This window comes from Streptomyces sp. NPDC032721, from assembly GCF_055579625.1.
Map to the genome: position 1 here is coordinate 353,445 of NZ_JBVIMX010000003.1, position 14,023 is coordinate 367,467.

Genomic DNA, 14,023 nt, shown 5'->3' on the forward strand with positions numbered 1-14,023 from the left:
CGTGACCAAGCAGACCGCACCGGAGAACCGCCCCATGCCCAGGCAGGCGTCCCCGCAACCGGACGCCTACCGGCACGACGCCGCCCACGTGGCGGCCCGGCTGACCGTGGTGCCCGCCGTGGGCCTGACCACGGCCGACGCCGAACGGCGAGCCGCCGACCTGGGCGCCAACGAACTGGCCGAACCGGCCCGCCGACCGCAGTGGCTGCGCCTGCTGGACCAGTTCCGCAGCTGGCTGATCGGCATTCTGCTCGCCGCAGCCGTCCTCGCCGGAATCATCGGTGAGGTCAAGGATGCCCTCGTCATCGCAGCCGTGCTGCTCATCAACGCCACCATCGGATACCTCCAGGAGCGTCGCGCCGAGCGGAGCCTGGAAGCCCTGCGCCAGATGCTCGTCCCCACCGCGCGCGTGCGCCGGGACGGCCGGGAGAAAGAGATCCCGGCCCGCACTCTGGTACCCGGCGACGTTGTTCTTCTGGAAGCCGGTGACCGCGTCCCGGCAGACGGGCGCCTCGTGGTCGCCGAGTCGGTCGAGGCCGCCGAAGCGGCCCTGACCGGTGAGTCGCAACCCGTCGCCAAGTCGACCGCACCCACCGAGGACCGCGGCGACGAGCCCGTCCCCGTCGCCGAGCGCACCGGCATGCTCTTCATGAACACCGCGCTGACCCGTGGGCGCGCCGAGATGATCGTCACCGCGACCGGGATGCAGACCCAGGTCGGCACGATCGCCGAGGCACTGCGCACCGGCGGGGAACCGCCCAGCCCGCTCCAGGTCCAGATGGACAGCCTGGGCCGACGCCTGGCCCTGATCAGCGGCGTCGCCGTGGTCGCCTACGCGCTGGTGGCGCTTCTGCGCGGCGAGGAACTTGCCGAGCTCGCCCTGCGCGCCGTGGCCCTCGCCGTGGCCGCGATCCCCGAGGGGCTTCCCGCGGTCCTCGCGCTCACCCTGGCTCTGGGCGTCCACCGCATGGCCCGCCGCGGTGCCATCGTCAAGCGCCTGGCGTCCGTCGAGGCGCTCGGCTCGGCGACCGTGGTGTGCAGCGACAAGACCGGCACCTTGACCCTGAACGAGATGACCGCCCGCACTCTGTGGGCCGCCGGGCGCCGCTACGAGGTGACCGGCGAGGGGTACGACACCGACGGCACCGTCGTTGCCATTCACGGTCGGAGTGCAGAGGACCTGCACGACGCGGTGCTGCCGTTCGCGTTGTGCAACGACGCCCGCCTCACCGCGGAAGGTGTCATCGGTGACCCCACCGAGGCCGCTCTGCTCGTCCTCGCCGCCAAAGCCGGCGTCGGCCCCGACGAGCGCACGCGCCTGCCGCGGACGGGCGAAGTGCCCTTCGACCCGGCCGCGAAGTACATGGCCACCTTCCACGACGACGACGGCCGCATCCGCGTCCACGCCAAGGGAGCCGTCGACGTCCTGCTCGACCGCTGCACCCACGTCCTGACCGACCACGGCCCGGCGCCCCTTGAGGCCGGGCGCCGCCGGGAGATCACCGACATCGTCCGGGGAATGGGTAGTCAGGGCCTGCGCGTCCTCGGTGCCGCCACCGCCATCACCGACCGGCCCCACCCCGAAGAGGTGACGGGGCTGACCTTGACCGCCGTCGCCGGGATCGCCGATCCTCCCAGGCCCCAGGCCCGTGACGCTGTCGCCCTGGCCGGGGCGGCGGGTGTGACCGTCAAGATGATCACGGGCGACCATGCCGACACCGCAGCCGCCATCGCCCGGGAACTGGGCATCACCGGAGACGTCGTCTCCGGCACCGAGCTGGCCCGGATGAGCGGCACGGAGCTCGCGGACCGGATCGACGACATCGGGGTCTTCGCCCGCGTCGCGCCGGAGCACAAAGTGACCATCGTGCGCGCGCTCGCCGAACAGGGGCACATCGTGGCCATGACCGGGGACGGCGTCAACGACGCCGCCGCCCTCCGCGCCGCCCACATAGGCATTGCCATGGGGGTCACCGGAACAGACGTGGCCAAAGAGGCCGCGGACGTGGTGCTCACCGACGACGACTTCTCCACCATCGTCCGCGCGGTCCGCGAAGGCCGGTCCATCTACGACAACATCGTTACCTTCGTCCGCTTCCAACTGTCCACCAACATCGGCGCCATCCTCACCCTGCTCGCCACCGTGCTGGCCGGACTGCCGGCCCCGCTGTCCGCGATCCAACTGCTGTGGGTCAACATCATCATGGACGGCCCGCCCGCCATGGCCCTCGCCGTCGACCCGGCGCGGAACAACGTGATGCGGCGTCCGCCCCGCTCTCCGGAGGAACGCATCCTGAACCTCCAGCGGATGGCCGCCATCACCCGGTCCGGCGCCGTCATGGCCGCGGGCACCCTGGCCGTCTTCCTCGGCGCCCGACACTTCGCGGACACCGCGACCGCCGCCACGATGGCCTTCACCACCTTCGTCCTCTTCCAGCTCTGCAACGCGCTGGCCGCGCGCAACGAGGACGGACCCGTCTTCGGACGTCACCAACTGCACAACCGCACCTTGTGGATCTGTCTGGCCGCCGTGCTGATCCTCCAGATCGCCGCTGTACAGATGCCCGTGGCACAAGGGGTCTTCGACACCGTCTCCCTCGATGCGGCCCAGTGGGCGACCTGCGCCGCCACGGCCTCCACCGTTCTGTTGACCGAGCACATCTGGCGGGCCGCACGGACCCGGTTCGGTCCCCGTCCGACCTGAAGCACTGTTACCGACCTTGCAGGACGCGGCCTCCGTACGCCGGCAGCTCTGTCGCTCTGTGGGTACTCGGAACTTTCGGCCAACCCCAGAATCCGGATCCGGAAGATCAGAAAGGGTGCGGTACTGACGTGACCTCGGTGTCTTCCGGACGGCAGAGCCGTGGCGTGGCCTGCGCGGTCACCGCGGGGCCGGGCGCGATTCGCACCACGCAGGGTTCTTGCAGCATCACCGTCCGTATATTCTCCTGTCAGGGCATCGATTCCGTTGGGCCAGCAGCGGATGCACGGAGCCCGCGCTTGGCCCCCAGCCCCCGGGTCGAAGGCGGCCGGAGCCGTGTCGCCGACACCGCGGCCCGGCCTGTCCTCCCGGCCCGTTCCAAACCGGGGTGAACTCCCGCACACCCCGGAGCCGGTGAGGACAACCGGTGCGAGGACCTCGCGGAAGGGGGAAGCCGCCCGTGTCCCGCACAGAGGCCGCCGCCGACATCGGCGGCGGCCTCACAGGACCGCTCAGGACCGCACCCGAGGCGGTGACGCGTGGCACTTCTCAACCCCCGATTGCGCATGTCTCCACGAGCCCCGCGACTTCCGCGCTCGGCGGGTTTCGTCCCGCCGGGCCGGGTTCCCGTGGCGCCGCAGTATCGCGGTGACGCCGACTCGGCGTGGCGCCGACCCAGGGGTGGGCGGTGCTGTTGCCCGACGGCAGAGGAAGGCGGCGCATGAAGGCGCTGGTATTTCACGGTACGGGCAGGCGCAGCTGGACGACGTGCCCGATCCGGTGGTGCAGGAGCCGACGGACGCGGTCGTGCGTGTCGACGCGGCGACGATCTGCGGTACTGACTTGCACATTCTCCAAGGCCACGTTCCCACGGTGAAGCCGGGCCGGGTGTTGGGGTACGAGGCGGTGGGTACGACGCAGGATTCGGGGGCCGCGGATACCTCGGTGCAGCCGGGGGCCGGGTGCTGCTCTCCGGCATCTCCGGGTGCGGGCGGTGCCCGCACTGTCGGCGGGCCCAGTACGGGCAGTGCCCAGGTGGAGGCGGCTGGATACTCCGTCATCAGATCGACGGGGTGCAGGCGGAGTTCGTGCGGGTGCCTTTCGCGGACACGTCCACCCATGTGCTGCCCGAGCGGGTGAGCAGCGAACCGGCGTTGCTCCTGGCGGGCATCCTGCCCACGGCGTACGAGGTGGGCGTGCTCAACGGTCAGGTGGCACCCGGCGACGTGGAGGCGCGCCTCCACGACGTCTCTGACGGTCCGGGGGCGGACACGGCGATCGTGGCTGGGCCTGCCGGAGACGTTCGAGCTGTGAGCGCGAGTGGTTCGGCCAGGTGGGAGGGTCGCGAACGTGGGGGTGCACGGTCGTCCGGCCCCTCTCCACCTGGAAGACCTGTGGATTCGCAACGTCACCATCACTACCGTCTGGGCGAGATGGAGAGGGCGTACGACGTCTTCGCCGCCCCGGACACCGGTGTGCTCAAGGTGCGGCTCCCGCCCCGTGAGCGGTCGTCGCTCAGCCGTAGTAGGCAGTGCGCATGATCTCCCGCATGTCATCGAGCATGGGCATGCGGGGGTTGGCGGGTGCGCACTGGTCCTCGTAGGCGTTGAGGGCCTGTTGCGGCAGCGCGTCGAGGAAGGCCTGCTCGTCGACTCCGAGGCGTTGGAACGTCGGCTCGATGCCGACGGCGTCGCGCAGGTGTTCCACGGCCGAGGCGAGCGAGTTCACGCCTTCCTGCGGGGTGGCGGCGGGAAGCCCGAGGTGGCGGGCGATGTCCTGGAAGCGTTCGGGGGCCTGGTAGTTCTCGTACTTGGGCCAGCCTGTCAGCTTCGTGGGGACGCTGCCGTTGTAGCGGATGACGTGCGGCAGCAGGACCGCGTTCGTGCGGCCGTGCGCGAGGTGGAAGGTGGCGCCCAGGGTGTGGGACATGGCGTGGACGATGCCGAGGAAGGCGTTGCCGAAGGCCATGCCCGCGAGCGTGCCGGCGTTGTGCATCTTCTCGCGCGCCCGCTCGCTGCCCGCGCGGTCGTTCACCGCCGGCTCGATGCTGTCGAAGATCAGACGGATCGCGTGCAGGGCGAGGCCGTCGGTGAAGTCGTTGGCGTAGACGGAGACGTACGCCTCGATGGCGTGGGTGAGGGCGTCGAAACCGCTGTCGGCCGCCAGCGCCGGGGGCAGCTCGGTGGTCAGCAGCGGGTCGATGATGGCCACGCTGGGGGTGAGCGCGTAGTCGGCCAGCGGGTACTTCTTGCCGCTCGCCGGGTCGGAGATGACCGCGAAGGGCGTGACCTCGGCACCGGTGCCGGAGGTGGTGGGCACGCACACCAGGCGGGCGAGGGCTCCCAGGGTGGGGAAGCGGAAGGCTCGCTTGCGGATGTCGGAGAACTTCTGCCGCATGTCCGAGAAGTCGATGTCGGGCTGCTCGTACAGCAGCCACATCACCTTCGCCGCGTCCATGGGTGAACCACCGCCCAGCGCGATGATCGTGTCGGGTCGGAAGTCCCGCATCAGGCGCGCGCCGCGCTGCACGGAGTCGATGCTGGGCTCGGGCTGGACGTTGTCGATGATCTGTATGGTGACCGGCTCGGGGCGCCGTCGTAGGACCCGTGTGATGCGGTCGACGAAGCCGAGGCGGGTCATCGTCGCGTCGGTGACGATCGTGACGCGGTGCACGTCCGGCATGGCGGCCAGGTAGCGGATGGCCTGCGGCTCGAAGTAGATCTTGGGCGGAACCTTGAACCACTGCAGGTTGTTGCGGCGGGTGGAGACGCGCTTGACGTTCAGCAGTTGCGCGGCGGAGACGTTGTTGGACACCGATGTACTGCCCCACGATCCGCAACCGAGGGTGAGGGACGGCAGCAGGTGGTTGTAGATGCCGCCGATCGCGCCCTGGGAGGCGGGGGCGTTGACGATGACCCGTACCGTCTTCATCCGCCTGCCGTACGCCTCCGCCACCGTGCGGTCCTCGGTGTGGATCACGGCGCTGTGCCCCTGGCCGTGGAAGGCGACCATGTCCGCAGCCAGGTCGAAGCCGTGACGCTCGTCGTCGGCCCGGAGGACGGCCAGGACAGGGCAGAGCTTCTCGCGGGTCAACGGCTCGTCCGGTCCCACCCGTTCTACTTCGGCCAGAATGATCGACGTGTGCTCGGGCACGGAGAAGCCGGCCTGCCGGGCGATCCACGCCGGGCTCTGCCCGACGGCCGCCGCGTTGACCTTGGGTTCGCCGCCGCCTGCCGCGTCGGATGCCGGGAACAGGAATGCCTCCAGTTTCGCCTTCTCCCCGGCCGAGGCCAGATGGGCGTGCAGCGCCTGGAACTCGGTCAACGCCGCGCCGTAGATTTCCGTGTCGAGCACGACGGCCTGCTCGGAGGCGCAGATCATTCCGTTGTCGAACGACTTGGACAGCACCAGGTCATGGACGGCCCGGCGCAGCTTCGCGCTCCTGTGCACATAGGCGGGGACGTTGCCCGCGCCTACGCCCATGGCGGGCTTGCCCGCCGAATAGGCGGCCTTCACCATGGCGTTGCCTCCCGTGGCGAGGATCAGCGAGACACCCGGGTGCCGCATCAGGGCGTCGGTCGCCTCGACCGAGGGGGACTCGATCCACTGCACACAGTGCTCCGGTGCTCCCGCCGCGACAGCCGCGTCCCGTACGATCCGGGCTGCTTCCGCGCTGCACCGCTGGGCCGAGGGGTGGAAGGCGAACACGACCGGGTTGCGGGTCTTCAATGCCATCAGGGCCTTGAAGACCGTGGTGGACGTCGGATTGGTGACGGGCGTGACGGCGCACACCACCCCCACAGGTTCCGCGATCTCGACCATGTCCTCGATGTCGTCGCGGGCTACGACCCCCACGGTCTTCATCGGCCCCATGCTGTGCGTGACGTGCTCGCAGGCGAACATGTTCTTGGCCGCCTTGTCCTCGAAGACACCCCGGCCGGTTTCGTCCACCGCCAGGCGGGCCAGTGCGGTGTGCTGGTCGAGTGCGGCGACCGACGCCTTCTTCACAATGTGGTCGATCCGGTCCTGGGTGAAGTCCTCGTAGTCGGCGAGCGCCTTGAGGCCGGCCGTGACCAGACGGTCCACGGAAACTGCGACGTCGGACGGGGCCGGAGCACCGGCGGTGGCTCCGATCTGCGGTTCCTGGCGGGTCATTTCGGTGTGCCTCCATGGTCAGGGGCCGCCGAACGCCCAGCGGCACTCCAAGGGAGCGGTCCACGGGCGGCCCTGCTCCTCGGCTCCACTGTCCCGGGGGACTCGCCGGGTTCGCGGGCGCCGAAAGGCCCTTTCGGGGACCGTGCGGCCCGGGCGGCAGGGCCTGTCGGGCCCTTCGGGCCCCGGCCGAATGCCGCGTGGGGTCGATTGCGGGCCAACAAGGCCGGTGCGAGGAGGTATCGGCGTCGGAGGTGGCGGCAACGATCCGGAGAGAGGCCGGTTGCGTGGCGGCGATTGCTGTCGTCCGTACGCAGGAGCAGCCGGAGCAGGTCGCGACACCGGCACATGGCGATACCGGGGAGACCGACCACCTCGTCGACCACGGGCGGCCCGCCGCTGCTGTGGCCGACGCTGGGCTGAGGATCAGTGTCGTGACTCGGGGCGTGGACGACGTCGCTGGCCTTCACTCGGCCGTAGTGTGCGGCGATTCGGCAGCCTCTGGGGACGGCACGGTGGGGAGCGATGGCCGCTCGGCCGGGCGCCGCTCCGCACCATGCGCGAACCTGCCGCCGTCCCTACTGCTGCGTTCCGCCGCGCCACGGGGGAGGAGAGGCTGTCCTGCGGTCGGCGGTGCGGAGGTGGACGGCCCGTTCGGTGCGGTGGCGCAACCGGTCGTGGAGCCGGTCGGCGAGTTCCCTGGCGGTCGCCTCGCGGGCGTGCACGACGACGAGGGTGCCGGCCACCTTGATCTCGGCGCCGGCCGACCAGGGCGGCTCGACGTGGTGGGCCGCCGCTTTGGCGACCCGCACCTCGCCGGTGACGTCCGGGAGTTCGGGGCGGACGAGCGCCGCGTCGATCTTCTCGCGGAAGTACGCGAGGGACTCCTCGTCCACCTCGCCTTCGACTCGGAGGTGTACGGCTGCGGCGTGGTCACCGACGTTCCTGACTGTCATTGATCTCACTCCTCGTGCTGGTGCCGGTTCATGGGTGTCCAGTGGGCTCTTCCGTGCCCGGGGGCCGGGCGGGCCCGTCACCTGCTGTCACTCCCGTCGGTGGCCTCCAGTGCCGCCCGGCCTGCTTCCAGCCGGGCCACGGGGACCCGGAACGGTGAGCAGGACACGTAGTCCAGTCCGGCGGTGTGGAAGAAGTGCACAGAGTCGGGGTCGCCGCCGTGCTCGCCGCACACCCCGATCTTCAGGTCCGGCCGGGCGGCGCGGCCTTCGGCGACGGCGATCTGCACCAGCCGGCCCACGCCGTCCCGGTCGAGCGTCTCGAACGGGGAGACGGGGAAGACGCCCTTGTCGAGATAGGCGGCGAAGAACTCGGCCTCGACGTCGTCGCGGGAGAAGCCCCAGGTTGTCTGGGTGAGGTCGTTGGTGCCGAAGGAGAAGAACTCGGCCGCCTCGGCGATCGGGCCCGCCGTCAACGCGGCCCGGGGCAGCTCGATCATGGTCCCGACGGGGCAGTCGACGCGGACGCCGGTCGCGGCGGAGACCTCTTCCAGGACCCGTCGCACCTCGTCGCGCACGATCCGCAGCTCGCGGACGTCCCCGACGAGCGGAACCATGATCTCCGCCCGGGGCGCGCCCCCGGCCAGGACACGATGGGCGACGGCCTCTCCCACAGCCCGTACCTGCATGGCGACCAGGCCGGGAACCACCAGGCCCAGCCGCACACCGCGCAGGCCGAGCATCGGATTTTCCTCGTGCATCCGGGTCACCGCTGCCAGGAGCTCGACGTCGTGCGCGGGGAGCGGCTCGCCGAGTGCCTCGGCTGCGGCCAGGCTGACCGCGAGGTCGGTCCGGTCGGGCAGGAATTCGTGCAGCGGTGGGTCGAGGAGGCGGATGGTGACCGGGAGGCCGTCCATCGCCTCCAGAATGCCGGTGAAGTCCTGCCGCTGGAGCGGCAGGAGCGCCGCCAGGGCCCGGTCCCGCCCGGCATCGGTACGGGCCAGGATCATTTCCTCGACCAGCTTGCGGCGCTCGCCCAGGAACATGTGCTCGGTGCGGCAGAGCCCGATTCCCTGGGCCCCGAACCGGCGTGCGCGCGCGGCGTCCTCGGGCGTGTCGGCGTTGGCCCGAACCTCCAGTCGTCGTACGGCATCTGCCTTGGCCAGCAAGCGGGTTACGGCCCTGGCGGGCTGGGCCGCTTCCACCCCGGCGGCGCCGACCGTCCTGCCGTTGGTGCTCCCGCTCTCCAGGATTCGCATGACCTCCGAGTCCGCCAGGGGCAACGCTCCCGCGTACACGGCTCCGGAGGAGCCGTCCACGGAGATCACTGTGCCTTCCTTGACCACGGTTCCGTCCGGGGCGGTGAAGAGGCCGGACTCCACGTCCACGGTCAGCTCTTCGGCGCCGCACACGCACACCTTGCCCATGCCGCGGGCCACCACCGCCGCGTGACTGGTCTTGCCGCCCCGGCCGGTGAGCACCGCCTGTGCGGCAATCATGCCGGGCAGGTCGTCGGGGGCCGTCTCCTGGCGGACCAGGATCACCTGCTCACCGGCCGCGGCCCGTCGGACCGCCTCGGCCGAACGGAAGACGGCCGCGCCGACGGCGGCACCGGGAGAGGCCGGAAGGCCGTGCGTCAGGGGAGTCCGGGCGGTGGAGGTGTCGAAGCGCGGGAACATCAGCCGGGCCAGTTGTTCGCCGCGCACCCGGGCGAGACTCTCCTCAGAGGTGATGAGCCCCTCGTCGGCCAGTTCGGCGGCGATGACGAAAGCGGCGTCGGCGGTGCGCTTGCCGACACGCGTCTGGAGCATCCACAGCGTGCCGCGCTCAATGGTGAACTCGATGTCGCACAGGTCCCGGTAGTGCCGTTCCAGGGTCTGCGTGTGGGCCCGCAGTTGGGCGTACGACTCTGGATCCAGGCGCTGCAGCGTGGCCAGGGGCACGGTGTTGCGGATACCGGCGACGACGTCCTCGCCCTGCGCGTCGGGAAGGTAGTCGCCGTACAGGCCGGGGCGGCCTGTGGCCGGGTCCCGGGTGAAGGCGACGCCGCTGCCGGAGTCCGAGCCGAGGTTGCCGAACACCATGCGCTGCACGTTGACGGCGGTGCCGAGATCGTCGGGAATGTGTTCGCGCCGCCGGTACAGGCGGGCGCGTTCGCCCTGCCAGGACCCGAAGACGGCCAGGACGGCTCGGCGCAGCTGTTCGGTGGGGGACTGCGGGAACTGCTCGTCGGTCTCCCGGCGAATCAAGTCCTTGTAGTTTTTCACCAGTTGAACGAGGTCGCGGGTGTCCAGTTGTACGTCGTCCGGAACACCGCGCTCCTCCTTGAGCGAGGCGAGGATCTGCTCGAACCGGACGGGAGCGACGCCCATGACCGTACTGCCGAACATCTGGATGAGACGGCGGTAGGAGTCCCAGGCGAAGCGCTCGTCTCCGGAGTCCTCGGCCAGCCCCAGGACGGATTCGTCATGCAGACCGATGTCGAGGATCGTCTCCATCATCCCGGGCATGGAGAACTTGGCTCCGGAACGCACGGACAGCAACAGCGGCCCGTCCGACTGTCCGAGCCGTCGGCCCGCGGCCTCCTCGACGGCCGCCAGGTGCTCCGCGACCTCCTCCCACAGGCCCGCGGGTGCGCTGCCGGTGTCGAGGAATGCCCGGCATGCTTCGGTGGTGAGGGTGAAACCGGGCGGCACCGGCAATCCGAGCCGGGTCATCTCGGCCAGGTTCGAGCCCTTTCCGCCGAGCAGGGCGGCCATGTCCCGGCCGCCTTCGGCGAAGTCGTAAACGTATCGAGCCATGAAGCTGCGCTCCTCGGACAGGGGGTTTGGTGGTCTCAGCTTCGGCACGCCGGCGGCCGGTTGCGAGGTGCCGGGAGTCCTGCCCGGAGGGCCGGTCGGCCCGGGTCTCACGTGGTGGGGTCCCGGTAGCGCGTGCGTGCCCGGTACCTGCTGGTCGGCATCGCCAGGGTGCGCGCGTCGCCGGTACGCCCCGGAGTGCAACTGCCGTGCCGGACGCCACCCGTGCGGCGGGCCCCGGTCGGCCCGCAGCTCAGACCCGCCGCAGAGGCCGGTCGGCCGTCGGCGGGGGCCGGTCGGCCCCTGGGAGCGCGCGGCGACGAGCGAGACGCTGACGGCGGTTCATACGACTCAGGAGGAGGGCACCATGCCCCGCACCATCACCGTCGGACTCGACGGGTCGCCGGCAAGTCAGGCAGCCGCTGAGTGGGCGGCCCGCGAAGCGGCGCTGCGGGACCTGCCGGTCAGGCTTGTTCACGTGGGGCAGCCGGTGCCGCAGCGGATGGCCCAGGCACCGGTTCTCGGCGCGGAGACCCTGCGGCACTGGTCCGAGCGGATGCCTCGTGAGGCAGCCGAGGGGCTGAGGCTGCGTCATCCCGGGGTCGAGGTGAGTATCGAGCAGGCTGTCGGTACGGCCTCCGATGCCCTGGTGGAAGCCGCCTGTGAAGCGGAACTGCTGGTCATCGGGTCCGGTGCGGTGAGTGCTTTCGGCGGGTTCCTGCCCGGGACGGTCGGACAGTCCGTGGTCGCCAGGACCGAGGTGCCCGTGGTTCTCGTGCGGGCCGGGGAGCAGGCCGCCGACGAACACGTCATGGATTCTGCCGGGATTCCGTCTGCCGCCACCGTGTTCCGGCCCGTCGTGCTCGGTGTCGACAGCGAAAGCGCCGACGACGCGGTGATCGGTTTCGCCTTCGAGGAAGCGCGGCGGCGCGAGGCGGAGTTGTACGCCGTCCAGGGCTGGAGTCTGCCGCCGTACTACGCGTACAGCCTGGCCGCAGGATTCGACCTGGGTGAGGACATCGCCCGGCAGCGGGCTGCCGAACTCACCGAGACTCTGCGGCCCTGGCGCGAGAAGCACCCGGACGTCGGGGTCGTCGAGGCGTCCCGTCTCGGCAGCCCTGCCCGGCAGCTGATCGAGGCGTCCCGCAATGCCTCCCTCGTCGTCGTGGGACGGCGGGTACGACGCCACGGCTTCGGCACCCACCTCGGTGCCGTCGCGCACGCGGTGCTGCACCACGCCGCCGCGCCCGTCGCCGTCGTCGCACACGACTGACGCGGCGGGACCCACAAGCAGGGCGAGGCGCGGAGGCGGCGGTCAAGGCGTTCGGCCGTCCCGCCACGGTGTCCTCGACCACGCCGTCCTCACCGGCCTCCGGGGTGCGCGGGAGTTCACTCCGGCACATGTCAGGCCGGGAGGACAAGGCCGGAGCCGCGTCGTCGGCGACGCGGCTCCGGCCGCCCCACCCATCGCACACGTCCAACGACTGCGTGCCCCCATGCCCCTATGTTCTTCTCAAGGAGTTCCCATGGCCCGCACCATCACCGCAGGGATCGACGGATCGCCCGCCAGCCTGGTGGCGGCCGACTGGGCGGCCCGTGAAGCCGTCCTCCGCGGGGTGCCGTTGCGCCTCGTGCACGCCTGGCTCTGGCAGCCGCAGGACCTGCCCGTCCCACAGGACAGGGAGACGCAGGCCGGGGCCGCCGTCGCGGTATTGCGCGAGGCAGAGAATCGAGTCTCCGAACGGCACCCGGGTCTCGCGGTGGCCGCCGAAGCGGTGGAGGACACGGCGGTCGCCGCGCTCCTGAGGGAGGCAGCACGCTCGGAGTTGCTGGTGCTCGGCTCCCAGGGGCACGGTGCGTTCCTCGGGTTCCTCCTCGGTTCGTACGGGCAGCAGGTGATCGCCGCCTCCCCGCGACCTGTGGTGTCGGTACGCGCACGTGACGGGCAGGAGCCCCGGGAGGAGGGCGGCGAGGTCGTGGTCGGCCAGCAGGGCACGCCGGAGGACAGCGCGGCGGTGCTCGGCTTCGCCTTCGAGGCCGCCGCCGCGCGTGGCGCTGCCCTGCGCGCGGTGCGCGCCTGGAGCCTCCCGCCGGTCTTCGCCTACAGCCCCGGTTCGATGCTCCTCGCCGACGAGGCGGGAGGACTGGTGCCGTTCGAGGAGAAGGCACTGTCTGCGGCACTCGCCCCCTGGCGCGAGCGGTTCCCCGGCGTCCCGGTGACCGAACACGTGGAAATCGGCGGCGCCGGACAGGTATTGCTGTCGGCCGCGTCGCAGGCCCGGTTGCTCGTGGTCGGCCGCAGGGCCCGCCGGACCCCCGTGGGTGCCCGCATCGGGTCGGTCGCGCACGCCGCGCTGCACCACGCGCGCTGCCCCGTGGCGGTCGTGCCTCACGACTGAACACCGCCCGACGACGTGATGTGACGAGCCGTCATGCAGCGGAATCACCGCCGCGCCGCTGTTCCGCCCCGGACGCCCGGCCCGGCGGCGATGTGCAGCCGAGAGCCCTGGCCCGGTGCCCTGCCCAGGGCGCCGGGCCAGGGCTGTTACCGGCCGCGGATCCGCCGTGTTCGTGCAGTGGCGGTCGTTCGTGCAGTGAGGGTTCCGCTCAGTTCCGGGAGCCGCTCTCGCGTCCCGCTGCCGAACTGCTCCTTCCCTCCTGCGCGGCTTGCGCCTGGGTGGCGATGACCGCGGCCTGCACGCGGCGTTCCACGCCCAGTTTGGCGAGCAGCCGGGAGATGTTGTTCTTGACGGTCTTCTCCGCCAGGTAAAGCTGCTTGCCGATCTCGCGGTTGGTCAGTCCCTCGCCGACCAGGGCGAGGATCTCGCGTTCGCGGTCGGAGAGGCTGGGAAGTCCCTGGTGCTGTTCCTTCGGTGCGTCCGCGCCGCGCAGGCGGGCCATGACGCGGGCGGTGGCACCCGGGTCCAGCAGGGACTGGCCCGCGGCAACCGTCCGAACGGCGTGGACGAGGTCGGTTCCGGTGATCTGCTTCAACACGTAGCCGGAGGCACCGGCCATGATCGCGTCGAGCAGGGCCTCCTCGTCGTCGAAGGAGGTCAGCATCAGGCAGGCCAGGTCGGGCATCCGCGAGCGCAGCTCACGGCACACGCTCACCCCGTCGCCGTCCGGGAGGCGTACGTCGAGAACGGCGACGTGGGGGCGCAGCGCGGGAACCCGCACGAGCGCCTGCTCGGCGGTGCCGGCCTCCCCGACGACGGTCAGGTCGGGTTCGGCGTCCAGCAGGTCGTGCACCCCGCGGCGCACCACCTCGTGATCGTCGAGGAGGAAGACCCTGAACGGCTCCTTCTCGGTGGGGCCGCCACTGCTGTCCGTCATCGCACACTCCGTGTTTGCCGAGTTCCTCCGCCACCGGCGGAATCCATCTGCATCGTGCCGTGCGGACGGGACCTTTGACCAGG

At 71.0% G+C, this 14,023-nt stretch carries 7 protein-coding genes and 1 pseudogene; 4 read left to right on the plus strand and 4 right to left on the minus strand.

The window, feature by feature from the left end:
- The first annotated feature begins 1 nt into the window (after position 1).
- Together ACZ5PB_RS09795 and ACZ5PB_RS09800 are read left to right on the plus strand one after the other, a co-directional pair.
- Positions 2 to 2,704, plus strand: a complete 2,703-nt coding sequence (locus tag ACZ5PB_RS09795; RefSeq protein WP_468689413.1) for a cation-translocating P-type ATPase — start codon at positions 2 to 4, stop codon at positions 2,702 to 2,704.
- Between the two features lie 718 nt (positions 2,705 to 3,422).
- Positions 3,423 to 4,123: pseudogene (locus tag ACZ5PB_RS09800) on the plus strand (alcohol dehydrogenase catalytic domain-containing protein); the annotation flags it as partial.
- A 93-nt stretch (positions 4,124 to 4,216) separates the two neighbouring features.
- On the opposite strand, the gene adhE reads toward ACZ5PB_RS09800, so the two are convergent.
- The 3 genes from adhE to ppdK all read right to left on the minus strand — a co-directional run bounded on the left by adhE (position 4,217) and on the right by ppdK (position 10,607).
- The gene (gene adhE, locus ACZ5PB_RS09805; RefSeq protein ID WP_468689415.1) at positions 4,217 to 6,856 is read right to left on the minus strand and encodes a bifunctional acetaldehyde-CoA/alcohol dehydrogenase; all 2,640 of its coding nucleotides are present in this window, start codon (positions 6,854 to 6,856) and stop codon (positions 4,217 to 4,219) included.
- A 575-nt stretch (positions 6,857 to 7,431) separates the two neighbouring features.
- Positions 7,432 to 7,809, minus strand: a complete 378-nt coding sequence (locus ACZ5PB_RS09810; protein ID WP_468689417.1) for a hypothetical protein — start codon at positions 7,807 to 7,809, stop codon at positions 7,432 to 7,434.
- Between the two features lie 77 nt (positions 7,810 to 7,886).
- Positions 7,887 to 10,607 carry a pyruvate, phosphate dikinase gene (ppdK, locus tag ACZ5PB_RS09815; protein ID WP_468689419.1) on the minus strand — a complete coding sequence of 907 codons (2,721 nt, stop codon included), beginning with the start codon at positions 10,605 to 10,607 and terminating at the stop codon, positions 7,887 to 7,889.
- 364 nt (positions 10,608 to 10,971) lie between these two features.
- Here ppdK and ACZ5PB_RS09820 point away from each other — a divergent pair, with 364 nt between their 5' ends.
- The gene (locus tag ACZ5PB_RS09820) at positions 10,972 to 11,877 is read left to right on the plus strand and encodes a universal stress protein (RefSeq protein WP_468689420.1); all 906 of its coding nucleotides are present in this window, start codon (positions 10,972 to 10,974) and stop codon (positions 11,875 to 11,877) included.
- Between the two features lie 253 nt (positions 11,878 to 12,130).
- Positions 12,131 to 13,003, plus strand: a complete 873-nt coding sequence (locus ACZ5PB_RS09825; RefSeq protein ID WP_468689422.1) for a universal stress protein — start codon at positions 12,131 to 12,133, stop codon at positions 13,001 to 13,003.
- A gap of 208 nt (positions 13,004 to 13,211) precedes the next feature.
- Here the strand turns inward: ACZ5PB_RS09825 and ACZ5PB_RS09830 are convergent, their stop codons facing one another.
- Entirely contained in the window at positions 13,212 to 13,940 is a 729-nt protein-coding gene (locus ACZ5PB_RS09830) for a response regulator (RefSeq protein WP_468689425.1), read from the minus strand.
- Positions 13,941 to 14,023: the final 83 nt, after the last annotated feature.

Coding starts and splice junctions, on each gene's coding strand:
- ACZ5PB_RS09810 (WP_468689417.1), bottom strand. CDS start 7,809: ATGACAGTCAGGAACGTCGGTGACCACGCCGCAGCCGTACACCTCCGA.
- ACZ5PB_RS09830 (WP_468689425.1), bottom strand. CDS start 13,940: ATGACGGACAGCAGTGGCGGCCCCACCGAGAAGGAGCCGTTCAGGGTC.
- ACZ5PB_RS09820 (WP_468689420.1), top strand. CDS start 10,972: ATGCCCCGCACCATCACCGTCGGACTCGACGGGTCGCCGGCAAGTCAG.
- adhE (WP_468689415.1), bottom strand. CDS start 6,856: ATGACCCGCCAGGAACCGCAGATCGGAGCCACCGCCGGTGCTCCGGCC.
- ppdK (WP_468689419.1), bottom strand. CDS start 10,607: ATGGCTCGATACGTTTACGACTTCGCCGAAGGCGGCCGGGACATGGCC.
- ACZ5PB_RS09825 (WP_468689422.1), top strand. CDS start 12,131: ATGGCCCGCACCATCACCGCAGGGATCGACGGATCGCCCGCCAGCCTG.